This window comes from Acidomonas methanolica, from assembly GCF_004346035.1.
GTDB classification, from domain to species: Bacteria; Pseudomonadota; Alphaproteobacteria; order Acetobacterales; family Acetobacteraceae; genus Acidomonas; species Acidomonas methanolica.
Window position 1 is genome coordinate 54,414 of sequence record NZ_SLZN01000005.1, and the last position, 23,348, is coordinate 77,761.

The window sequence follows — 23,348 nt, forward strand, 5'->3', positions numbered from 1 at the left end:
CGCGGCTTGCCTTACACCTCCCGCAGGCGGCGCTCCACGTCCTGACGCAAGGCGGCGGCGGATTCGCCCGGAAGCTGGGCGAGCGCCTCTTCCATGGCGCGCAGGATATCCGGCGTCGCCTCGGGCAGGGCGCGCCGCCACCAGACCAGCGCCTCATCGAGGTGCCCGGCCTCGGCCAGCAGGCTCGCGAGATTATGCTGTCCCCGATAATCGCCGCCCTCCGCGCCGCGCCGATACCATGCCGCCGCCGCGGCGATGTCGCGCGGCCGGTCCCACCCTTCCTCCAGAAAGCGGCCGATCAGGGTCATCGACTTGGCGTGCCCTGACGTCGCCGCCGCAAGGAAATACCGCCACGCGGCCGGACGGTCCCGCGCGCAGCCCCGCCCACGCAACAGCATGTTGCCGAGATTGTAGCGCGCCCAGTCGTCCCCCGCTTCCGCCGCCTGCCGGTAAAGCCGGTATGCGGCGGGCAGATCCACCGCGCCGCCCCAGCCACGCTCCAGCGCCCGCGCGTACATGACCTGCCCCAGCGGATAGCCAGCCCCCGCCGCGATCGCGAACCAGGCCCGCGCCCCTGCCGGATCGGCTCCCCCCGTGCGGCCGTCAAGCAGCGCCTGTCCCCAGGCGACCTGCGCGGCGGCGTGACCCTGCTCCGCCTGACGCCGCAACCCGCGCAAGGAGTCCGGGAGGTCGGCACCGTGTTTTCCGTTACGATTCGGAAAAAGACGGCGCGCTATTGTTGCAAGCAATTCTCAATCTCCTTATATATGCCCGTTCGTCGCTATTGAGAGCGATTCTTAAATTCAGAGGACCCTGATGGATAGAAGCCGCCCGGCCCCGAAAGCAAGCTCCCCGACGCCACTGGGCGTTTCCACGATGGGCCTGATGCTCGCCGGGGCGTGGCTCGCGCCCTCCCCGGTCGAGGCCGCGGCCCCTGCTTCGGATACACATCAGCGCCCGCATCATCGGCACGCCCGCCATCATGGCCAGACGCGCGCGGCGCAGCATCCGAACGGCTCAGCCGCCGTCGGCGCGCGCCCGGCAACGGGCGCGGGGAGGGGCGCAGGGACGGGCGCGGTTCCGGCGAACTTCCACCCCGGGACGCCCGACGGCCGCCACGCTCTCGAAGCGACCCAGCACGAGCAGCTCGACGTCTATGGCCAGCCGACCGGCTATCAGGAGACGCGCCCGCATCTCGACCGCATCATGACGCGCCTCGTCGATACGCCGCAAAGCGTCGTGGAGATTCCCCATCAGCTCATGAAGGACCAGAATACGGTCTCCATGCTCGACGTGCTGCGCACCGTCCCCGGCATCTCGATCGCCGCCGGAGAGGGCGCGCAGCAGGGCGACAACCTCTCCATCAGGGGCTTCAACGCGCAGAACGATTTCTACCGCGACGGGATGCTCGATTTCGGCAGCTATTACCGCGATCCGTTCGATCTGGAAACGGTCGAGGTGCTCAAGGGACCGTCCGCCACGCTGTTCGGGCGCGGCTCGACCGGCGGCGTCATCAACGAAACCACCAAGCGCGCCGATCTCCAGACGCGCAACGAAGCCAGCTTCTCCGCCGGGACGGACGCAACGAAGCGCCTGACCGTCGATGTGAGCCGCCATTACGACACGCTGGGCGGAACGGCCTTCCGCATCAACGCGATGGCGCATGACGCAGGCGTCGCGGGCGTGAATTACGCCCATACGTCGCGCTACGGCATCGCGCCCTCGCTCGCCTTCGGCCTGCACACGGACACACGGCTGCGGCTCGATTATTTCCGTCAGCAATCCTACGACAACCAGTCCTACGGCATCCCCTGGATGAACGGCAGTCCGGCGCCGGTCGCGCGCAGCAGCCATTACGGCTACAACAACGACTATCTGCGCTCCGCCGTCAACATCGCCACCGTGCGGGTGGAGCATGATTTCGGCAAGTTCCTGCAGATCCACGACCAGTTCCGCTACTCGTCCTATAATACCGGACAGCGCGCCGTCGAGCCGGAACTGCTGGGCTACAGCCCCCATACCGACATCGTTCCCGCGGGCATACCGCTCTCGCAACTGAACATCTCGCGCAACGTGCTCGCGCTCAGCGGACCGTCCTCCCTGCTCGACAACCAGCTCCAGGGGAACGGCGATTTCACTACGGGCATCTTCCGCAACCGCGTCGTTTTCGGCTTCGAGGTCCAGCGCCAGACCTCGGACATCACGCGCTATAATTTCCTGCCCCGCACCACGAGCCCGCTGCTGAATTCGAACGCCTATGCGATCCTGCCGTATGGCTCGTCGCTGCGCTCCATGTCGGGGGCCGTGTCGCATGATTACGCGCCCTATCTCAACGACACGCTCAATATCGGAAAACACTGGGAACTCGTCGGCGGCTGGCGCTGGGACGACTACACCACCAATTACCACGAGGATGTCGCGCATATCGGCGTCAGCCGCAACGACAAGGTATCGTCCTGGCGCGGGGCGCTGGTCTACAAGCCCAACGATCACAGCTCGGTCTATTTCAACTACGGAACGTCCTTCGACCCGTCGGGCGAGAACATCTCGCTCACCCCCGCCACGGCCGCCGTCGCGCCGGAGAAATCCCACAGCTTCGAGGTCGGCGGCAAATGGGATCTGCGCAGGGGGCTGTCGCTCACGGCGGCGGCCTACCGCATCGAGATGTCCAATGTCCGCGAGACGGTGGGCAACGCCTCGCGGCTGGCGGGCGATCAGCGCTCCCAGGGGTTCGAACTCTCCGCCTCGGGCCGGATCACGCCGCAATGGAGCGTCTTCGGCGGCTATTCCTATGACGACATGACGGTCATCAAATCCTCGAACAAGCTCGAAATCGGCGACCAGCCGCAGAACGCGCCCAAGCATACGATGGCGGTCTGGACCGAATACAAGCTCAAGGCGATCCCGCTGGAATTCGGCGCGGGCGTCAATTACGTCAGTTCGCGGACGGCCAGCGCCGCGCCGGTCTCCGGCACAACAGTCATCGAGCGCGCGCCGGGCTACACCACGGCGCAGATCATGCTCAAATACCGCATCAACCGGCATATCGCGACGCAGGTGAACCTGACGAACATCAGCGACACGTATTATTACGGCGCGCTGCACCCGACCCATATCGTGGTCGGGCCGGCACGCGCGGCGCTCTTCTCGATCAGCGCCGATTACTGACCGTGCTGATCGAAATCCCCGCCGTGCTGGAGCCCGAAACGCTCCGCCATCTCCGCGCGCGGCTGGCGGAGGCCGCATGGGGCGACGGCACGGCGACGGCGGGGCATCAATCCGCCAAAGCGAAGCACAATCTCCAGATCGACGCGCGCGATCCGCTGGCCAAAGAACTGGGCGAAACGGTGCTGGGCATTCTGGGACGCCATCCGCTCTTCCTTTCGGCGGCATTGCCCCAGCGCGTCTTTCCCCCGCTCTTCGCGCGCTACCGCGCCGGAACGGACTGGTTCGGCGATCACGTGGACAATGCGATCCGCTACTGGCAGGGCGGCACGCTGCGGACCGATCTCTCCAGCACGCTGTTCCTTTCCGATCCGGAAAGTTACGATGGTGGCGAACTGACGATCCAGGACAGTTTCGGCCCGCGCAGCGTCAAGCTGCCCGCCGGATCGCTGGTGCTCTATCCGTCCTCCTCGCTGCACGGGGTGACGCCCGTGAGTCGCGGCGAGCGGCTGGCGGCGGTGTTCTGGACGCAAAGCCTCGTGCGCGACGACGGCCAGCGGCGGATTCTCTTCGAGCTGGACCAGGAAATCCAGGCGTTGCAGCGCGATGCCGCGAGTCAGGACGCGCTCGCCCCGCGTGTCCTGGCGCTCACGAACATCTACCACAACCTGGTGCGCCGCTGGGCGACCCCCTGAGACCCCGATTCGCCCCCTTGCCGCGGATATGCGCCGCCGCGTCCCGGTAAAGTAAGGTTCGGGACCCTGCTCGGTTCGGGCGGAGCCCGAAAATCAATCAGCCCCTCGCCACCCGCACGGTGAACGCCAGACGCTGCCCCTCGCGCGGCAGGGACGGAACCACGCGCAAGGTGACGACCGGCCGGGCCGGGCCGAGCGCCTCCGCGATCAGCGCCCCGCACTGACGATACCCGTCCATGTCGCGCACGAGACAGACAAGATGCGTCACGCCATACAGGGACAGGCCCGACCGGGCGAGACGGTCATTCGCCGACTCGAGCGCGAGACGGCATTCCTCCACCATGCGCGACGGGATCTTTCCGTCCGGCATGAGCCCGGCGATGGCGGGAATGACGATCGTCTCCGCCCCCGCCGGCGCATCATCTTGTATCGACTCCGGCATCGCCTGATCCTTTAACCCAGAAGCGCCCCTTCCGGAACCGGGAAGAAACGATTTGACCATCATTCACGCAAGCTGCGCCGCCCTCGGCCCTCAGGCCGTCCTGCTCACCGGCGCGCCGGGAAGCGGAAAATCGGACGTCCTGCTCCGGCTGCTCGATGCCGGATTCGATCTCGTGGCGGATGACCGCGTCATCCTCGACGGCGCCTGCGCCAGCGCCCCGCCGGAGATCGCCGGGATGATCGAGGCGAGAGGGCTGGGCCTGCTCCGCGTCCCGCACCGAACATCCCCCGTGCGCGTGGCGCTCCATGTAGAGCTCCAAGGGGCACTCGCCCCGGAGCACGGCCCCCGCCTGCCTCCCCTGACCCTGCACGAGCCGACCGGCGCGTGGTCGATCCGCATGAATCCCGGCCGCCCCGGCCTTGTCGCGGTGATCCGGGCCGCCCTGAAGTGCCGTCGCGGCGAATGGACGCTGCTCGCCGGTGTCAACGGCGCGGATTGGCCGTTTCCCTCCGGCGACGAATCGGGCTAGTCTCCAGTTTCCGAAATTCGCTTGCGGAGCGGGAAGACAGGACACTAGGTTGAAGCCATGACCTGTACTTCCGGCAGAGTGTCGCGCCGCATGCAGGCCGGCGCGGAGCGATGACAGCGACGATGACAGGCACGGCCGACCACCCGGCGGCCGACATGTCCGGCTGCGCGGCCGCCGCGCGGCATGTGCTGCTCGTGACCGGCCTCTCCGGCGCCGGAAAATCCTCGATCCTCCGCGTGCTGGAGGATCTCGGCCATGAAGTGGTGGATAATCCCCCGCTGGACGTGCTCGACACGCTCGTCTCGCGTGCCGAGCAGCCCCTCGCCATCGGCGTCGACGTCCGGACGCGCGGCTTCAAGGTCAGCGCGGTGCTCGACGCGCTCGACCGCCTCCGCGCCCGCCCCCGCTGCGTGGTGGAACTGCTTTACGCGACGGCGGAGACGGAGGTGCTGCTCCGCCGCTTCACCGCCACCCGCCGCCGCCATCCGCTCGACAACGCCTCCGAATCCGGCCCCGGCCTTCCAGCGGCCATCGCCCGCGAGGCGCGGCTCCTCGCCCCGCTTCGCGCCCATGCGGATCTCATCCTCGACACGTCCGACCTTCCCCCGCCGGACCTGCGACGGCTGATCGAGAGCCGCTTCGGCCATACGGGCGACGGCGAGGCCCTCACCGTCACCCTGATGTCCTTCGCCTATCCGGCCGGCCTGCCCCGCGAGGCGGACATGGTGTTCGACGCCCGCTTCCTGCGGAACCCGCATTACGACCCCGCGCTGAAACCGATGACCGGGCTGGACGCCGCCGTGCAGGATCATGTCCGACACGACCCGGATTACGAGGCCTTCCTCGGCCATATCGTCGCCCTCCTTCATCTCGTCCTGCCGCGCTTCGTGGAAGAGGGAAAGAAACACGCCACCATCGCCGTCGGATGCAGCGGCGGCCAGCACCGCTCGGTCACGCTGGTCGAGGATCTGGCCGACATCCTGAGCGGCGCGCAGGACGAGTCCCTCTTGCAAGACGAGCGAATTGCCGTCATGCATCGGGAACTGGCGCGGCAGGGGCGCAGCGTATGGCGCTGGGCACGTCCCAAACCCGCGCCTCGGCCTGTCGACCCATCCGGGATCACATCCTCTTGAAAAGACCGTCATCCTGCCGATATTCCGATTCGAACGCCACCGAGGCGAAGGCCGGGGAGACACCCCGCGCCCGGCCCGCGGCGAAAACCGGAGTCTCCCGATGATCGGGATCGTTCTCATCACCCACGGCCATCTCGGCGAGTCGCTGCGCGATATCGTCGAGCACGTCGTCGGCCCGCAACACCGCATGGAAACCATCGCCGTCGAACGCGAGGACGAGATCGCGACCCTGCGCCCCGCCCTGCTCGACGCCGTGCATCGCGTCGATGACGGGAGCGGCGTCCTCGTCCTGACGGATATCTTCGGCAGCACCCCCTCGAATCTCGCCCTGACGGTGCGACGCCCTGGCCACGTGGAAATCATCGCCGGGGTGAACATGCCGATGCTGGTCAAGCTGGCCAAGACCCGCGCGGCGAAGGACCTCGCCGGCTGCATCGAGCTCGCCACGGAGGCGGGACGGAAATATATCGCCGCGGCGTCCGAACTGCCCGAATCCTGCCTCCAGGGCGGCAAATGCTGCACCGCGGTGCTCTCCAGCCCCACGCTCTCCAGCCTTCCGCACCCGGTCGCGGCCCCTGCCGCCATCATTCCCCTCCGCCGCGCCATATCGTGACGCCCGCCAGCGTGGGACGACCCTCCATGGACGCCTCCCCGGCCCGCGACGTCGTCATCGTCAACCGGCTGGGCCTGCATGCCCGCGCGGCGGCGAAACTCGTCACCCTCGCGGAAGGTTTCGACGCGGAAATCGAGATCTCGCGCGACGGCCAGAGCGTTTCGGCCCTCTCCATCATGGGATTGATGATGCTCGGGGCCGGGCGCGGCGAAACGGTGCGCGTCACGGCGAGCGGCATACAGGCGGAGGCGGCGCTGAGGGCGATCGCGGCCCTGATCGCGGATGGATTCGGTGAACGCGACTGACACCCCGCCCGCCAGACGATCCAGGACGGGTAAGGCCCCGCAGATGAAGCGGCTGCACGGGCGCGGAATCGTCCCCGGAATCGTGATCGCGCCGGTCGTGCTGGCCGACGAGAAGCCGCTGCCGGAGATCGACCGCACGGCGACCCCCGGCGACATCGCCGAGGAATACAGGCGGCTGGACGAGGCGGCGGAGCAGTCCCGCCGCCAGATCGCCAAGTTGCGGCACAAGCTGGAATCCCTCCCCGAGACGGGACGCGAGGAGATCGACGCGCTCCTGCAGGTCTATGAGCGGATGCTCGGACGCTCCCGCCTGCTGCGCGGCGCGCGCACCCGCATCGCCACGGGCGCGATGACGGCCGAAACCGCCGTGCTGACGGAAAGCGAGGCGCTGGCCGCCCTCGCCGGCCCCCATCCCGCGATGACGGAGGAGGAGCAGGAGACGGCCGCCCGGCGCGTCGGCGAGTTTCATGAGATCGCCCGCCGCCTGCTGCGCAACCTGACCGGCCTCTCCTTCCGCGCCTTCGGCAACCTGCCCGAAGGCGGCATCCTGGCCGTGGAGCAGCTCCGCCCCGCCGATGTGGCGCTGATCGCCCCCACCCGCTTCGCGGCGGTCCTGTCCGAAAGCGGCGGCGCGACCGACCACGCGGCGATCATGCTGCGCGCGCTCAATATCCCCGCCGTGACGGCCGTCACCGGGCTGACGAACGGCGTGCAGGACGGCGACCTGCTCATCGTGGACGGCACGACGGGCATCGTCACCGTGCATCCCGACGAGACCGCCCTGGCCGAGGCGCAGGAGGCGATGGCCGCCGAGGCGCGCGCCCGGCGCGACATCGGACGCCTCCGCCGCCTGCCCGCGAAGCTGGTGGACGGCGAGACGGTGACGCTGCTCGCCAATATGGAACTCCCCGCCGAACTCCCGCAGATCCGGCAGAACGGCGCGCAGGGCATCGGGCTGCTGCGCTCCGAATTCCTCTTCGAGGAGGCAGGCGCGCTGCCGGATGAGGAGGCGCAATACACTGTCTACGCCTCGATCGTCGCCGGGATGGACGATCAGCCCGTCACCATCCGCGTGCTGGACTGGGGCAGCGACAAGGGCGTCGAGCGCCTGCGCGACCTCGGCTACGACCTGCCGGAAGGCGGCGGCGGCGCGCTCGGCCTGCGCGGCCTGAGACTGCTCCTCGCCCATCCGCAGATTCTGGAGACCCAGTTCGCCGCCATCCTGCGCGCCTCGCTCGAAGGCAACGTGTCCGTCATGCTGCCGATGGTCACGTCCGTCACCGAGATCCAGAACTGCCGGGACATCTACGAGCGCGTCGCGCGCAGATTGCGGCGCAGAGGCATCAAGCTGCCCGCCGCCCTGCCGCCGCTGGGCATCATGGTGGAAACCCCCGCCGCCGCCGCGACCGCGGACATGCTGGTGCGGCACGCCGACTTCCTCTCCATCGGCACCAACGATCTGACGATGTACACCCTCGCGGTGGATCGCGGCACGAGCTTCCAGTCGGAACTCTATTCGGCGCTCCATCCCGGCGTGCTGCGCCTGATCGCCACCACAGTGACGGCCGCCCTCCGCGCCCGCCGCCCCATCAGCATCTGCGGGGAATTCGCCGCCGATCCGCGCGCCGCCGCCCTCCTGATCGGCCTCGGCGTGCGGACGCTCTCCATGACGCCCAGCGCGATCCCGGTCGTCAAGCGCGCCATACGCGGCCTCTCTTTCGAAGACTGCGACGCCCTCCAGCATCAGGCCCTGCTGATGTCGGACCCGCTGGCGCTCCGCGCACTGCTGGAGACGGCCGCGCCATCCGGCGGCACCGCGACGCGAAGCGGCTGACGGACCGCCGAGACCGACAGCGGCGTCCGGCCCGACGCCTCGCCGTCATGCTGGACCGGCACCGGCGCCGCCGCGCGTACCTCCACTTCCTGCGCGGCCAGACGCCGCACCACCCCTCCCCGCGCCGGCTCGCCCAGCGCGAGCCCCAGACTGACCGCGGCAACGCCTCCCGGCCCGGCCCGATCGAGCAGGGAAACGGAAAACCCTTTCTGAAACGGCGTCGCCTCCGGCGCCATGACGAAGCGCCCGCCATAATACCGCCCGTTGGAAATCACCACGGCGAAGGCGCGCTCCTCCCGGCCGTCCAGCGTCACCAGAAGCGGCGGAAAATCATATCGCCGCAATTCGGCAATCGTCTGAAGCACATAGGCGCCCTTCCCAAGCCATCGTTTCACCGGCAGGGACAGGCCATGCACCACCTGCGCGTCAAACCCGACGCCCACCATCTGCAAGAAGAGCCGCGTCTCCCCTCCGACCGTCAGCCGGCCCGGCCAGATCGTCGCATGACACCCGGCGGCGAGATCGCGCGCATTCTGCTCCGGCACGAAGGACAGGCCGAGTTCATGCGCCAGCACGTTCGCCGTGCCGAGCGGCAGGATTCCCATCGTGACCGGCAACCCCGCGAGCCCGTCCGCCACCTCGGCGATCGTGCCGTCCCCGCCCGCCGCGACGATATGGGTGAACGTCGCGGCCTCGCCCGCATCCTGCGCCATGAGGCGGCCATGACCCGCATGGGCCGTCGCGGCGACCGAAACCGGGACCGCCTGCTCCTGCAAACCACGCACGAAGCGCCGCAATCTGTGCAGGCGGCGCCGTCCGGCCGTCGGGTTGAAGATGACCAGAACACGCATGGGCCGACGCACCTCACGCTCCGCTTTCCGCATCGCCGCGATATGCGGCAAAACGGAAAGGGATGCGAGGGGAATTATATATCTTTTCGATGAAAGATCATGCAGGGGCCCAGCCGGAAGCGGCGGGGCCCCCCGCCCGCCGTCAGAGCAGGCTCTGGGCGCGGCTCAGCACCATGGAACACAGCTTCTGCTTCAGCGGCGCGGCAAGACTGGAGAGGGAGAAACTGTTGCTTCCCCCGGTCTGGAGCTGCCCCTGCTGCCCCGCCGCATAGTCGCCGGAGGACGTCACCCCCTCCTTCGTGGTCAGGGACTCCAGAACGGAACTCGTATTCCCGCCGTTCAGCACGTTGTTCTGCACGCAATAGCTCAACACCCCGGCGATATTGCCGGTGCTGGAGGAGGCCAGACTCGGCAGCATGGAGCCCGCAATGCCCCCCATGCCGCCGCCTCCGCCCAGCCCCCCCAGACCCGGCACGCTCCCCATACCGGGAATGGACTGCGCGACGGCCGGGACGGCAAGAAGCGCAAATCCGGCCAGCGCGCCGGACATGAAGTGTTTCCGCATGAGTTTTCCTTCCATCTTCCGGACCGTTTCCTGTTCGGCCCATTCAGCCGGAGCCTTCAGATCAGCCCCTCTTCCGCCATCGCCGCCCGGGCGGCGGGACGGGACAGCACGCGATCGCGCAACCCCACGGCCTTCGGCCAGGGCGAAAAATCGAGCCCCAGCGGCTTCTCCCAGCCCAGGACCACCGCGAGCAGCACATCCGCCTGCGAAAAACCGCTCTCAAGCAGGAATTCGCGCCCACCGATCGAGGCCTCGACCTGCCCCATCCGGCGCCCGGCCGCCGATTTGAGCCGCGCCCGGGCGGCATCCGGCAGATCCGGCGCGAAGAGCGGGCCGAGCGCTGCATGCACATCCTCGCAGAACCCCAGCGCCTCCAGCAGCCGCGCACGTCCGATCCCCGGCGCCGGAGTGAAGGCCGCAACGCCCGAATGCTCACCCAGCCACGGCAGGACGGCGACATTCTGCGTCAGCACCCCGCCGCCCGGCAACCCGATCGCCGGCACGGCGCCGCGCGGATTGATCGCGAGATAGTCCCTGCCGTCGCCATACGTCTTTTTCCTGAGATCGACCTTTTCGTACTGGCAGTTCATCTCCGCTTCCCGGATGACGATGTGCGACGCCAGAGAACACGCGCCCGGTGCGTAATAGAGTGTCAACATGCCAGAACCCCGCAGGACTTGCCCTTACACTGCCACGAAACGCCCCGCAGGCCAATGCGGCATTTGCCGCCCTCACGGGTCGTGCGTATCAGTGGCGGGAAGCGCCGTTGTTCTTTTTTGAAAAAAGAACCAAAAAACTTTTTCGACCTTGCCTGGGAGTCCCCAGTGACGCTCCGAAGCCAAAGAATCAAAAGTCTTTTTGCTTCTTTTTCTTCAGAAAAAGAATAAACACCCACAAATAACGAACCGCGTTATTTGACTTGCAGGGCCGCCAGTGCCGCCTCGTATTCCGCCTTCAGGCGCGCGACCAGAGCCGCCGCCGGGACGATATCCTTCACGGCGCCGATTCCCTGCCCTGCGCCCCAGATGTCACGCCAGGCCTTGGTTTTCCCGTCCGCCAGGGTGGCGAAATCCATCTTCGACGGATCGGCATGCGCCAGCGCCGCCGGATCGAGACCGGCGGCGACGATGCTCGGCGCGAGATAGTTGCCGAGCACGCCCGTGAAGAAACTCGAATACACGATGTCGCCCGCACCACTCTCGACGACCATCCGCTTGTAGCGCGGATCGGCATCCGCCTCGTCCGTGGCGATGAACGCCGAGCCGATATAGGCGAGATCCGCCCCGAGCGCGCGGGCCGCCGCGATGGACCGGCCATTGGCGATGGCGCCCGACAAGGCGAGCGGACCGTCGAACCAGTCGCGAATCTCCTGAACCAGCGCGAAGGGCGATTGCGTTCCCGCATGACCGCCCGCGCCGGCGGCAACCGCGATCAGCCCGTCGGCACCGCGCTCCACCGCCTTGCGCGCGAATCTGTCGTCGATGACGTCATGGAACACGATGCCGCCATAGGCGTGAACCGCCTCGTTCACATCGGCCCGCGCGCCGAGCGAGGTGATGACGACCGGCACGCGATACTTCACCACCAGCGCAAGATCCTGTTCGAGCCGCGTGTTGCTCTTGTGGACGATCAGATTGACCGCGAACGGCGCATCCCCGGGCGCAAGGGCGGAGGTGATCCGCTCCAGCCACGTCTCGAGCAGTTCGATCGGCCGCGCGTTGAGGGCCGGAAAGGACCCGACGATCCCGGCCCGGCAACAGGCCAGGACCAGATCCGGATTGGAGATCAGGAACATCGGCGCCGCCATGACGGGCACGGACAATCTTCCCTCGAACAGCTTCGGCAACGCCATGGCCGCTTTTCCTTTATGATTCAGAGTTCGACGGCGACCGCGATGGCCTCGCCACCCCCGATACAGGCCGAGGCGACCCCACGCCTTCCGCCCCGCGACGCCAGGGCATGGATCAGCGTCGTGACGAGACGCGCGCCCGTGGCGCCGATCGGATGGCCGAGGGCGCACGCGCCGCCATTGACGTTCAGGCGATCCGGGGGAATGCCGAGTTCGCGCCGGGCGATCATCGCCGTCACGGCGAACGCCTCGTTGACCTCGAAGAGATCGACATCGCCGACGCTCCAGCCGACCCGGTCGAGCAGTGTCTTCATCGCGGGCACGGGCGCGATGGTGAAATCGCGCGGTTCCATGCCATGCGTCGCCCAGCCGACGAGACGGGCGCGAACCGGCAGGCCGAGTTCCTCCGCCATGCGCCTGCGGGTGAGAACCAGCGCGGACGCGCCATCCGCGATCCCCGAAGAACTCGCGGCCGTGATCGTCCCGTCCTTGCCGAACGCAGGTTTGAGCGTCGGAATTTTCGCGGGATTCGCTTGCGACGGGTTCTCGTCCTGCATGACGACCGTCTCCCCCGCCGCCTTGCCCCGGGCCCGCGAACGCACCGTAACGGGCTCGATCTCCGCCGCGAAAGCGCCGCTCTCCGCCGCATTCCGCGCGCGTTCGAGGCTCAGGGCGGCGAACGCATCCTGCTCTTCGCGCCCGATCCCATACTGCCGGGCCGTCGCCTCGGCGAAATGACCCATGAGCGTCCCCGTCTCATAGGCGTCCTCCAGACCGTCGCGAAACATGTGATCGAGGACCTGCCCATGGCCGAGTCGCTGCCCCGCACGCATCGCGGGCAGCAGATACGGCGCATTGCTCATCGATTCGCAGCCGCCGGCGACCACGATTTTCGCCGATCCGGCGAGGAGGGCGTCGGACGCGAAGGCCATGGCCATCATGCCCGATCCACAAATCTTGTTGATCGTCACCGTCGCGGCCCGAAAGGGAATCCCCGCGCCATGCGCCGCCTGGCGGGCCGGATTCTGGCCCAGATTGGCCCCGAGCACGCATCCCATGAAGACGGATTCCACGGCGGCGGGATCAAGCCCCGCCCGCGCCAGCGCGCCGCGAATGGCCGCCGAGCCGAGTTCCGTCGCGGGCAGATCGGCGAAAACGCCGCGAAACCAGCCGATCGGCGTCCTCGCCGCGCTGGCGATGATGACCGGATCGTCGATGACCGGATTTCTGGGGCTCATGAGATTGTCTTCCAAAACCGCGGGGGCTTGCCGTTCACCGGCGCGGCGCCCAATCTAACATATGTTATGTTGGACGCTAGGCACTCCCTTCCCCTTTGTCGAGATCACATGCCCGCGTCTGGAAATCACGGTTGATTGAAGAATCAGCCCAAAAATCTTGCAAACACTTCAAAAAATGAAAAAATTCTTTTCATTTCCCTCCCCTCATATGGGCTTTGCCGCTTTCCGGCTCTAGACTGGAATCGAACGCTCGTATGAAGCATCGTGTCGACACCTTTCTGCCCGGAACACCCCAACATCATGCCGCGCCCGCCCGCCTCCCGCACCTCGCCCGCACGCTCCGAACCCCGGAGCGCATCGGAGAACACCACCCAGGCGGCCCGCCGTCAGGAAATCCTCGAGGTCGCCGCCCAGCTTTTCGCCACGCGCGGCTACAAGGCGACCTCCATCCGCCAGATCGCCGAGGAACTGGGCATGATGGCGGGCTCGCTTTATTACCATATCCGCTCGAAAGAGACGCTCTTCGTGGAAATCCACAACCGCGCGCTGGACGCGGCGGCGAGCCGGATCTTCTCCGCCCTGGCGCCGCACACCTCGCCCTGGGCGCGCCTCGAGGCAGCCTGCCGGGAGCTGCTGGACATCCAGCTCAGCCCGAGTTCGCTCACGCTGCCGCTGATGAACACCATCCGCTCGGTACCCCCGGAGGTGCGCAACGCCCTCATCAAGAAGCGCGACGAGTTCGAAGCGATCTTCCGCAATATCGTCGAGGATCTGCCGCTGCCGCCGACGATCGACCGGGACGTTTACCGCATCATCCTCCTGCGCGTCCTGAATACGGCCAATGACTGGTACCACCCGGGCCGTCTGTCCCGCGAAGAGATCGCCCGGCAGATCTTCGACATCTTCCGGCATACCCAGTCCGAGACCGACGCGACCAGCCCCCCGGGCAAGTCGTCGGACGACGCCCCCGGTGCCTCCCGCAGCCGCGGCCGGCCAGCCTCCCCCCGCAAAAGCCGCGCCGCGGTCATGAACTGAAGGATCTGGAGTGATTGTCCTTGTGGGACAGTTTGGCTGACTTGTCCTGCCACTCTTTGGGAATACGCCCTGCACGCAAATCCGCTTTCTCACAGCCAGACCGTTTTGGCATCCGGCATGCGGTCCGACAGCCCTAATCCCAGAAAACGCATGAAGGATAGGCGGTCGTTGATCAGATAGTCCCTCCGCTCGTCGGAGAGATTGTTCAGCGTCTGGATCACCAGGACCTTGAACATCAGCACCGGATCAAACGGCGGACGCCCGCCTTTGCTCCCATCCGAATACGCCAGTGCCTTGTCCAGATCAGGGCGGAACACTTCACAATCCACAGTCCGGGAAAAGGCTTAAAGCTGATCACCAAGACCGCTCAATCCAACCTTTAGGCCGCGATCGGGGCCAGATGCCGGCCGGCAAGCCAGCGGCGGCGGCGGACGTGATCGCGGCGTCGCCGATACCTGTGGATGATAAAATCAGTAGCCGATCGTCCGATCGACCAGACCGATCAGCGGTTCTCCCGTGCGATATCGTTTCACGTTTTCCACGATCGACCTGCCGCCGGTATCCGCCTGCGTAATGCTGGCCGTGTGGGGTGTGATCAGGACGTCCGGGCGGCTCCACAGCGCATGACCAGCCGGAAGCGGTTCGGGATCGGTGACGTCCACGATGGCGCCGCCGAGCATACCCTCGTCCAGGGCCGCCATCAGGTCGTCCAGCACCAGTTGCCGGCCGCGTCCGCAGTGAACCAGGGCCGCCCCGCGCGGAAGGCGCGCGAAAAGTGGCCGCGCGAGCAACCCCGCCGTCTCGGCCGTCAGCGGCAGGAGGCAGACCAGAATGTCCGTTCCCGCCAGGAACGCATCGCGTTCGTCGGGCCCCGCGAAGGTCCGGACCCCAGCGATGTCCCGCCGGCTCCGGGCCCAGCCCTGACAACCATAGCCCAGCGCCCGGATGGCCTGAAGCACGGGCAGGCCGAGTTGCCCGAGCCCCATCACGCCCACCGTCAGCGTCGATGCCGGTCGGTAGGCATGCGCCTGCCACACCTGTTCGCGCTGCTGCGCCACGTAGCGCAGCATGCCGCGATGCAGGGCGAGAACCGAGAACCGCACATAATCCACCATGCCGTCGGTCAGGCCGGACTCGATCATGCGCACGACCTGCACATGGTCCGGGACTCCGGACAGGTCGAGCTGATCCACGCCCGCGCCCACCGAGAACAGCACCTTCAGGTTAGGAAAAATCCGTCCGAGATCCGGGGGCGGCACCCAGGCGGCCAGGAATTCGACCGCCTCGGGATCGGCGATGTCGGGCCAGATCTCGATTTTTTCGTCCGGCAGGTGCGCGGCGAACAGCGCGGACCAGATCTCGGCGCGTTCCGCCGTGGATTTGATGACGAAGGACATGGCGGTTCCTATCCCAGAGCCTGGCTGCCGAGGGCGAAGGTCGTCGCCGCCTCCCGTGCTGGCTCGTCAGCGTTCGCGGTGCGCATCGTCGTGACCGTGTCGACTCTTGGCAATCCGACCTCGTCCAGCCATGCGCCCAAGCCGCACGCGGCCGGTATGTCGAGCCGCGTGAACTGCCCGGCGCAACTGCCGATCCAGTGCGCGATCATCGCCGCGGCGAACGGCTCCGCGGTGGCGATCACAGGGCCGACCACCTTGCCCCAGCCAAAAGCGCGGCAGATCGAATACCCCATGATCGCCCCGCCAGCATCCACGACGATGCCCTTGCCGACGCTCAGAAGGGCACGCAGCAGGGCGGCGCGCTCCATGCCGTTCGCCGCACGATCGAGTGCCGCGATCGCCGTCAGATCGTTTCCACCCGCCGGCCGCAGGCGCATGCCGTCGGGCAGCGGGATCAGCGGCTGGGTCACGGCGATGGCCTGACGCTGCTCGACAAGGCCGCACGGGCGGAACCCGAGCTTCTCATAAAGCGGCACACCGCCCGGCGTGGCATTGAGATGCAGCGTGCGCCCGGGCAGCGCCGCGCGCGCCCCTGTCATCAGGCGACGCCCGATCCCGTGACCCTGCCAGGCGCCGGCGACGATCACCATCCCCACCGGCGCATCGCGCGTGCCGAAACTCCACCACAGGGTCGTGCCCACCAGTTCCCCAGCGGGGGTCACGGCGACGAGTCCCTGGCCGGCTCCCAGCAGGAAGTGCCAGTCCTCGCTCCGGTGCGGCCAGCCCAGCGCCTTCGACAGTCCGCTGGCGGCGTCGATGTCGCGGTCCTCCATGGCGCGGAGAATGATCGCGGAAGGGCTGTCTGTGGCGGTCATGTCGGTCCCCTCGGGCATGGCGGCGTTCCGGCGGTTCAGGACGGTATCGGAAACGGTCACGAGGCGTCATCCCTCATCGCTGAGGCCGCCCATATGAAAACTCTTGATTTCGAGGAACTCGTCCAGTCCGGGATGACCGCCTTCCCGACCCAGGCCCGATTGCTTGACCCCGCCGAACGGTGCCGATTCCATCGAGATCGCCCCGGTATTCAGCCCGACCATGCCGAATTCCAGCGCCTCCCCCACCCGCCAGGCGCGGTCGAGGCTGGTGGTGAAGAAATAGCCGGCCAGCCCGAACGGCGTGGCGTTGGCGAGGCGCACGGCCTCGGCCTCCGTCTCGAAGCGGAAGACCGGCAGGACGGGGCCGAAGGTTTCCTCCCGCGCGATCCGCATGTCCGCCGTCACGCCGGTCAGGACCACGGGGCTGACGAAACGCCCCTCGACGCGCAACGGCGCGGAGGCATACTGCGCCCCCTGTGCCAGCGCGTCCTCCACATGCGCGCGCACCTTGGCGACGGCGGCATCGTTGATCAGCGGCCCCAGCGTCGAGGCGGGGTCGAGGCCGGGCCCGACCCGCAGCGCCGCCACGGCCTCGAGCAACTGCGCGACGAACCGGTCATGGATGCCGGACTGGACCAGCACCCGGTTGGCGCAGATGCAGGTCTGCCCGGCATTGCGGAACTTGCTGGCCATCGCGCCCTGCACCGCCAGGTCGCACGCCGCGTCGTCGAACACGAGGAACGGCGCGTTGCCGCCGAGTTCGAGGCTCAGGCGCTTGATGGTATCGGCCGATTGCTTCATCAGGATCGCCCCCACGCGGGTCGAGCCGGTAAAGGACAGCTTGCGCACGATCGGGTTGGCGGTCAGTTCCGCGCCGATGGCGTCCGGCATGCCGGTGACGACGCTGATCAGCCCCGCGGGCACGCCGGCGCGCTCGCCCAGCCGCGCCACGGCAAGGGCGGAAAACGGCGTGAGATCGGAGGGCTTGATGACCATGCTGCATCCCGCCGCCAGGGCCGGGGCGCATTTGCGGGTGATCATGGCCAGGGGGAAATTCCACGGCGTAATCGCCGCACTCACCCCCACGGGCTCCTTCAGCACCAGGATGCGGCGGTCGCGCGTGGGCGCGGGCAGGACGGCCCCATCGACGCGCCGTGCTTCCTCGGCGAACCATTTGAAGAACGACGCGGCATAGCGCACCTCGCCCAGCGCCTCGCTCAGAACCTTGCCCTGCTCGACGGTCATGATCCGCGCCAGGTCGTCGCCATGTTCCAGCATCAGATCGTGCCAAGCCATCAGCACGGCCGCGCGTTCGGCAGGCACGCGACGCTTCCACTCCGCCTGGGCGCGAGCGGCGGCGTCGATCGCGGCGCGGGTCTCGGCGGTGCCGCAGGCCGGCACATGGCCGATGATGTCGCCCGTGGCGGGATCGTCCACCTCGATCGCGCGGCCGTCGGCGGCATCGACCCACGCGCCGGCCACGAAGGCCCGCTGGCGGAACAGGTCCGGGTCATTCAGGTGCAAGGCGGTCATGCGGTTCATCTCCGTGAAAAGGTCGCCTGCCGGCGGATCGTGGGGGCGGCCCGATAGCGATGTGGATATCATGCGTCGATCGTGGAATTGCCCGGCGCCAGCACCGGAAGGTCGCCGGGGGGAAGATGGCACGCGATCCGGCCGCCATCCGCGGTGGCGACGACCGGCGGGCGGACGCGCTCGCACACGCCTGCGATCCGCGTCACGCAGCGCGACACGAACGGGCAGCCCTCCCCGACCGCCGTCGGGACGAACGGCGCTGCCGCCGCGCTTCGCTGCGCCACGACCTCATCAAGCCATCCCGGGCGCATCTCGGGGACGGAGGACACCAGAAGGCGGGTATAAGGATGGTGTGCGCCGCGCATCAGGGCGGCGGCGTCGCACTGTTCCACCACATGGCCGCCCAGCAGGACGGCCACCCGGTCACACACCGCCCGCAGCGCATGGAGATCGTGGGTGATGAAGATGCAGGACAGGCCAAGCGTTTCCTGAAGATCCGACATCAGCGTCAGGATCGCCGCCGCCACCACGGGGTCCAGCGCCGCCGTGATCTCGTCGCACAGCACCAGCTCGGGCCGCGCCGCCAGGGCACGCGCAAAATTGACCCGCTGCTTCTGCCCTCCCGACAGTTCCGGCGGCCGGCGGTCGAACACGGCATGCGGCAATTGCACGATGTCCAGCAGCCGCAACGCTTCCGCCCGGGCGACGGCGCCGCGCAGATTATGGAAAAAGCGCAGCACGCGCTCCAGAATGGCGCCCACGGTCCAGGCGGGATTGAGCACGAGATCGGCATTCTGCGCCACGATCTGCACGCGGCGTCGCTGTTCGGGCGTGCGCCGCGCCACGCGGCCGGCCAGGGTCTCCCCACGAAACCGCACCGTGCCGGCCGCCGGAGGTTGAAGGCCCGCGCTGGCGCGCGCCAGCGTGCTCTTGCCGCATCCCGATTCCCCGATGATGCCCAGGGTGCGTCCGCGCGTGACGGACAGGTCGATTCCGTCCAGAATCCGGTGCGCCGGCAGCCCATTCGCATCCACGCGTCCATAGCCCACGACGATATCGGAAAGGGTGAGCACCGGCTCGGGCGCCGTGCCAGACGCCGCATCGACCGCCGGATCGAGCCCCTTGGGACGCACCGGCAGGTGGCACGCCGCAACCAGTTCACGCGTATAGGGCGTGCGCGGACGGGCCAGCACCTCGGGTGTGTCGCCGCTTTCGCACACCGCCCCGTGGCGCAGCACGACGGCACGATCCGCGACCTGCGCCACGACGGCGAGGTCATGCGTGACGTAAATCCCGGTGATGCCGCGATGAACCAGCACGGTCCGAAAAGCCTCCAGGACCTCGATCTGCGTCGTCACGTCCAGGGCCGTGGTCGGCTCGTCGAACACCACCACTTCGGGTTCCGTGATCAACGCCATCGCCGCCATCAGACGCTGGAGCTGCCCGCCGGACAATTGATGCGGATAGCGCGCGCCGATGGTCTCGGGGTGCGGCAGGGCCATCGCCCGGAACAATTCGATCGCGCGGCGTTCCGCGTCACGGCGCGGCAGCACCCAGTGGGCCAGCGCGGGCTCGATCACCTGCTGATGCAGGGTCAGCGCGGGATTGAAGGCCGAACCCGCGTTCTGCGCCACGTAGCTGATCGTCCGCCCCCTGAAGCTCCTTAGTTCGCCGGCGTCCATCTGGTCCACCCGATGGCCGGCCACCGCGATCGCGCCGCCAGAAATGCGGCATCCGGCGCGGGCATAACCCATCAGCGCGAGGGCGATCGTGGTCTTGCCCGAACCGGATTCCCCCACCAGGGCCAGCACCTCGCCCCGTCTGGCCTCCAGACTGACATCGCGCACGATCGGCACCTCGCCGCCGTCCCCGCGTCGTCCCACCACATGCAGGCCACGGACCGAAATCATGTGCGTCATGGCCGTTGCCGATCCAGCGCGAAATTGAGGCCGACCGTCAGCAGGGCCAGGACGATGGTCGGCACCACGACCGCCGGCGCGCCATAGACCATGCCCAGCACGTTCTCGCGCACCAGCGACCCCAGATCGACCAGCGGCGGCTGCACCCCGAGACCCAGGAAGCTGAGATTGCTGAGCAGCAGCACGGCATAGACGAAGCGCAGGCCGATATCGGACAGCAGCGGCCCGGTCATGTTCGGCAGGATCTCGCGCAGGATGACGAAAATCCGACCCTCACCGCGCGCCAGAGCCGCCATGACATAATCCGCCTGCGCGATCCGCAGCGCCAGGGCGCGGCTGGTCCGGTACGACCCGGGCATGTAGATCACGCCCATCGTCAGGATCAGTGCGGGAACGGACTCGCCGGCCGCCGCGATGACCAGCAGGGCAAAAAGGAGGCTCGGGATCGACAGCAGGCCGTCCATCAGACGCCCCAGCACACGTTCCACCCACACGGACATCGCCGTCGCGGCGATGCCGAGCATGATGCCGAATCCGCAGGACAGCAGCGTCGAAAGGGTGCAGATCAACACGGTATAGCGCACCGCCCAGAGCAGCCGGCTGCCCAGGTCGCGCCCCAGATAATCCGTGCCGAGCCAGTGGCGGGCGGAAAAGCCGGCAAAGACGTCGCGATCGACGATCTCGCCCGGCGCGTGCGGGGCAAGCAGCGGCCCCACGATCGCGATGACGAACCAGAAGGCCAGAAGCGCCAGCGCGCGGCGTGGCCCGGGCGCCAGCCGAGCGGCAAAGGCGGCCCCGCGCCGCGCCGCGCCCGCCAGGGACATGCCCATGGCGGTCAATGCGCGCGTCCCCGCATGGTGGAGGCCGCCGCCACGATGTCGGCCAGCGTCGTCAGCGACAGGTAGGCCACGCAGAAAATCAGCGCGCAGCACTGGACCACCGGCACGTCGCGCGCCGCGACGGAATCCACCATGAGCCCCGCCATGCCGGGATAGTTGAACACCGTTTCCACCACCACGACACCCCCCAGCAGCGACGACAGGCTGAGCGCGATCGCATTCACGACCGATCCTATGGCGTTCGGCAGGGCGTGGAACAGCACGATCCGGACCGGGGCCACGCCTTTCAGGACGGCCATCTCGATCCACGGCGCGGAAAACACGTCGATCAGGCAGGCGCGGATCATGCGGCTCATCTGCGCCGTCGTCGCTCCCGCCAGCGCCACCACGGGCATGAGGAAGACGCGGATGAACTGTAGCGGCGAATGGACCGCATTGATGTCGGCCAGCGCCGGGGCGACGTGGAACTGAACCGCGAACACGAACACCGCGACGGTCGCGATCAGGAATACCGGGACGGACACGGTGCCCAGCATCAGCAGCGTCACCACCCGGTCGAACAGCGTTCCGCGCGCCATGGTGCAGGCAAGGCCCAGAACCAGCGACACGGGGACCGACACCGCCGCCGTCGCCGCGGCCAGCAGCAATGAATTGTATAGCCGGGGCCCCACCAGCTCCGCGACGGGGCGGCCGGTCATCAGCGACCGGCCGGGATCGGCATGCAGCATCCCCCACACCCAGCGTCCGAACCGTACCCATGCCGGCTGGTCCAGGCCCATGGCGTGGCGCAGCGCGGCCGTCGCCTCCCGCGTGGCCGACTGGCCCAGCAGCGTATCCGCCACATCGCCCGGCAGCGCCGCGGTGATCGCGAAGATCGTCACGACGACGAAGGCCAGGGAAAAGGCCGAGGCCGCCAGGCGGTTGAGGATCAGCCGTCCCACATCTCGCCTCATGGAGACACGCCGCCGCCGTCCAGCCACACCCACCGGGTGAAGCCATATCCCATCAATTGCCCCGCCCGGTTCGGCCGGAGCCCCCGCACCTTCGGATCGAACGCGTCCAGACTGGTGGTAAAGGCCGGGATGCAGACGCCGGAACCGTCGCGCACCATGGCCTGCATGTCGTGATAGATGCGCCTGCGCACCGCGTCGTCGCGCTCGCCGCGCGCCTGGAGCAGCAGCGCGTCGAAACGCGGATTCCGCCAGCGCGATTCATTCATCGTGGCGCGGGAGAAGAAACTCAGCGCAAAGGTCATGTCGACGGAGGGACGCGCGTTCGTGTTGCCGAAACTCATCGGCGTTCTCATCCAGTACTGGCTCCAGTAGCCGTCCACCGGCATGCGGCGAATGCCCAGATCGAGCCCCGCGGCACGCTGGGCCGCATATTGCAGCAGCACCGCGATATCCACCGAGGCCAGCGCGGCCGGCGAGCAGAACAGCGCCAGTTCGCCACTGCCGAGCCCGGCGCGTTTCAGGTGGAAACGCGCCCGGTCCGGGTCATAGACCCGTTGCGGCAGGTCGGCGGCGAAATAAGGGTCTTCCGGCGGAATCGGATGGTCGTTGGCGATGCGCGCGAAACCGAGAAACACGGAATCGCGGACCTGTTCGCGATTGAACAGATATTTCATGCCCATGACGAAATCGGCGCTGTGGCCCGGGGACTGGTCCAGCCGGATGGCCAGATCCGTATAGGTCCCGACGGGGCTTTCCATGATCCCGAATCGCCGCGCGCGCAGCAGCCGGACGAGACGGGGATTGGCCGAGGCGATGATGTCCACGTCGCCGGACAGCAGGGCATCATGGCGCGCCATGTCGTCGGAAATCGCGATCAGGTCGATCGTCTCGAGCCACGCGGGCTGCCCCCAATACTCGGGGTTGCGCCGCCCGGTGGTCCGGATGCCGGGCTGGAAGCCGGTGCAGATGAAGGGCCCCGTGCCGTTCGCCGTCGAAAAATCCTTCGTTCCATCACGGATGATCGCGAAATTATCCATTCCGAGAATCGCGGGGAAATCGACATTCGGCCCCACCAGCCCGATTTCGACCGTCAGAGGCCCGGTTGCGCGGATGTCCCGCATCTCCATCGCCACGATCCGCTGGTGGGAGGCGATGGCCGGGTCCTTGTGCCGATTCAGGGAATACACGACGTCCGACGCCGTCAGCGGCGCACCGTCATGAAAGCATACATCCCGGCGCAGCGTGATGTGCCATGTCCGGAAATCGTCGGTGTCCAGACGTTCCGCCAGCCCGGGACGCGGGGCCATCGTGTCATCCAGAGCCACGAGCCCGTCATAGAACGATTTCCCCCGCACGAAATCATTCACCGCCGACATCCGCGCGGGGTCCAGCGTATCGGCGGTCGACCCGGCGAAGCCGGCAAGACGCAAATGACCGCCACGCCGGGGTGTGTCCGGCGTTTGCGCCCCTGCGCGGGGTCCGGCCGCGAGGATACCCGCGCCGCCGAGGCCGAACCCCAGGGCGGCCCGGCGGGACAGGGACATGTCCTGCAAGGAGGCAGGCACGGTCAGCCGCCCC

The 23,348-nt window shown here is 67.7% G+C and carries 22 protein-coding genes and 1 pseudogene; 8 read left to right on the forward strand and 15 right to left on the reverse strand.

The window, feature by feature from the left end; translation table 11 throughout:
- Positions 1–11: 11 nt before the first annotated feature.
- Positions 12–749 carry a tetratricopeptide repeat protein gene (locus EDC31_RS05690; protein ID WP_243697791.1) on the reverse strand — a complete coding sequence of 246 codons (738 nt, stop codon included), beginning with the start codon at positions 747–749 and terminating at the stop codon, positions 12–14.
- A 67-nt stretch (positions 750–816) separates the two neighbouring features.
- Here EDC31_RS05690 and EDC31_RS05695 point away from each other — a divergent pair, with 67 nt between their 5' ends.
- Positions 817–3,168, forward strand: coding sequence for a TonB-dependent receptor (locus tag EDC31_RS05695; protein WP_081797449.1), 2,352 nt, complete (start codon positions 817–819; stop codon positions 3,166–3,168).
- A gap of 2 nt (positions 3,169–3,170) precedes the next feature.
- Complete coding sequence (locus tag EDC31_RS05700) at positions 3,171–3,860, forward strand: Fe2+-dependent dioxygenase (protein ID WP_042056807.1); 690 nt, start codon at positions 3,171–3,173, stop codon at positions 3,858–3,860.
- Between the two features lie 97 nt (positions 3,861–3,957).
- Here EDC31_RS05700 and EDC31_RS05705 read toward each other — a convergent pair whose 3' ends face one another.
- Positions 3,958–4,302, reverse strand: a complete 345-nt coding sequence (locus tag EDC31_RS05705; protein WP_052511705.1) for a RidA family protein — start codon at positions 4,300–4,302, stop codon at positions 3,958–3,960.
- 52 nt (positions 4,303–4,354) lie between these two features.
- Here EDC31_RS05705 and EDC31_RS05710 point away from each other — a divergent pair, with 52 nt between their 5' ends.
- From EDC31_RS05710 to ptsP, 5 genes are all read left to right on the forward strand, one after another.
- Complete coding sequence (locus EDC31_RS05710; protein WP_042056805.1) at positions 4,355–4,831, forward strand: HPr kinase/phosphorylase; 477 nt, start codon at positions 4,355–4,357, stop codon at positions 4,829–4,831.
- Positions 4,832–4,953: 122 nt separating this feature from the next.
- Positions 4,954–5,964, forward strand: a complete 1,011-nt coding sequence (gene rapZ / locus EDC31_RS05715) for an RNase adapter RapZ (RefSeq protein ID WP_042056803.1) — start codon at positions 4,954–4,956, stop codon at positions 5,962–5,964.
- A gap of 100 nt (positions 5,965–6,064) precedes the next feature.
- Positions 6,065–6,577, forward strand: a complete 513-nt coding sequence (locus EDC31_RS05720) for a PTS sugar transporter subunit IIA (RefSeq protein WP_081797448.1) — start codon at positions 6,065–6,067, stop codon at positions 6,575–6,577.
- 26 nt (positions 6,578–6,603) lie between these two features.
- Positions 6,604–6,882 (forward strand): HPr family phosphocarrier protein, encoded by a 279-nt coding sequence (locus EDC31_RS05725; RefSeq protein ID WP_042056801.1) that lies wholly within the window; start codon positions 6,604–6,606, stop codon positions 6,880–6,882.
- On the forward strand, positions 6,860–8,716 hold the full coding sequence (gene ptsP, locus EDC31_RS05730; RefSeq protein ID WP_042056799.1) for a phosphoenolpyruvate--protein phosphotransferase: 1,857 nt from the start codon (positions 6,860–6,862) through the stop codon (positions 8,714–8,716). Before EDC31_RS05725 ends, ptsP begins: the two co-directional genes overlap by 23 nt.
- Here ptsP and EDC31_RS05735 read toward each other — a convergent pair.
- The 5 genes from EDC31_RS05735 to EDC31_RS05755 all read right to left on the reverse strand — a co-directional run bounded on the left by EDC31_RS05735 (position 8,626) and on the right by EDC31_RS05755 (position 13,219).
- Positions 8,626–9,567, reverse strand: coding sequence for a diacylglycerol/lipid kinase family protein (locus EDC31_RS05735; protein ID WP_042056869.1), 942 nt, complete (start codon positions 9,565–9,567; stop codon positions 8,626–8,628). The genes ptsP and EDC31_RS05735 overlap by 91 nt on opposite strands.
- A gap of 142 nt (positions 9,568–9,709) precedes the next feature.
- Positions 9,710–10,132, reverse strand: coding sequence for a DUF2501 domain-containing protein (locus EDC31_RS05740; RefSeq protein ID WP_239641569.1), 423 nt, complete (start codon positions 10,130–10,132; stop codon positions 9,710–9,712).
- A gap of 56 nt (positions 10,133–10,188) precedes the next feature.
- The gene (locus EDC31_RS05745) at positions 10,189–10,791 is read right to left on the reverse strand and encodes a glutathione binding-like protein (RefSeq protein ID WP_204366642.1); all 603 of its coding nucleotides are present in this window, start codon (positions 10,789–10,791) and stop codon (positions 10,189–10,191) included.
- Positions 10,792–11,042: 251 nt separating this feature from the next.
- A complete protein-coding gene (locus EDC31_RS05750) occupies positions 11,043–11,984 on the reverse strand; it encodes an NAD(P)H-dependent flavin oxidoreductase (RefSeq protein ID WP_042055178.1) in 942 nt (313 codons plus the stop codon).
- Between the two features lie 20 nt (positions 11,985–12,004).
- Positions 12,005–13,219, reverse strand: a complete 1,215-nt coding sequence (locus EDC31_RS05755; protein ID WP_042055176.1) for a thiolase family protein — start codon at positions 13,217–13,219, stop codon at positions 12,005–12,007.
- 264 nt (positions 13,220–13,483) lie between these two features.
- Here EDC31_RS05755 and EDC31_RS05760 point away from each other — a divergent pair, with 264 nt between their 5' ends.
- Positions 13,484–14,254, forward strand: coding sequence for a TetR/AcrR family transcriptional regulator (locus EDC31_RS05760; RefSeq protein WP_239641508.1), 771 nt, complete (start codon positions 13,484–13,486; stop codon positions 14,252–14,254).
- Positions 14,255–14,349: 95 nt separating this feature from the next.
- Here the strand turns inward: EDC31_RS05760 and EDC31_RS05765 are convergent.
- The 8 genes and pseudogenes from EDC31_RS05765 to EDC31_RS05800 form a co-directional block, all read right to left on the reverse strand.
- Positions 14,350–14,625, reverse strand: a pseudogene (locus tag EDC31_RS05765) (transposase); the annotation flags it as partial.
- A 99-nt stretch (positions 14,626–14,724) separates the two neighbouring features.
- Positions 14,725–15,651, reverse strand: a complete 927-nt coding sequence (locus EDC31_RS05770; RefSeq protein ID WP_042055173.1) for a 2-hydroxyacid dehydrogenase — start codon at positions 15,649–15,651, stop codon at positions 14,725–14,727.
- An 8-nt stretch (positions 15,652–15,659) separates the two neighbouring features.
- On the reverse strand, positions 15,660–16,586 hold the full coding sequence (locus tag EDC31_RS05775) for a GNAT family N-acetyltransferase (RefSeq protein WP_239641507.1): 927 nt from the start codon (positions 16,584–16,586) through the stop codon (positions 15,660–15,662).
- 6 nt (positions 16,587–16,592) lie between these two features.
- On the reverse strand, positions 16,593–18,059 hold the full coding sequence (locus EDC31_RS05780) for an NAD-dependent succinate-semialdehyde dehydrogenase (RefSeq protein WP_042055171.1): 1,467 nt from the start codon (positions 18,057–18,059) through the stop codon (positions 16,593–16,595).
- Positions 18,060–18,127: 68 nt separating this feature from the next.
- On the reverse strand, positions 18,128–19,978 hold the full coding sequence (locus tag EDC31_RS05785; RefSeq protein WP_042055169.1) for an ABC transporter ATP-binding protein: 1,851 nt from the start codon (positions 19,976–19,978) through the stop codon (positions 18,128–18,130).
- On the reverse strand, positions 19,975–20,808 hold the full coding sequence (locus tag EDC31_RS05790; RefSeq protein ID WP_239641511.1) for an ABC transporter permease: 834 nt from the start codon (positions 20,806–20,808) through the stop codon (positions 19,975–19,977). Before EDC31_RS05790 ends, EDC31_RS05785 begins: the two co-directional genes overlap by 4 nt.
- 5 nt (positions 20,809–20,813) lie before the next feature.
- Entirely contained in the window at positions 20,814–21,770 is a 957-nt protein-coding gene (locus tag EDC31_RS05795) for an ABC transporter permease (protein ID WP_042055167.1), read from the reverse strand.
- Complete coding sequence (locus tag EDC31_RS05800) at positions 21,767–23,335, reverse strand: ABC transporter substrate-binding protein (RefSeq protein WP_239641506.1); 1,569 nt, start codon at positions 23,333–23,335, stop codon at positions 21,767–21,769. The genes EDC31_RS05795 and EDC31_RS05800 overlap by 4 nt, the downstream gene beginning before the upstream one ends.
- Positions 23,336–23,348: the final 13 nt, after the last annotated feature.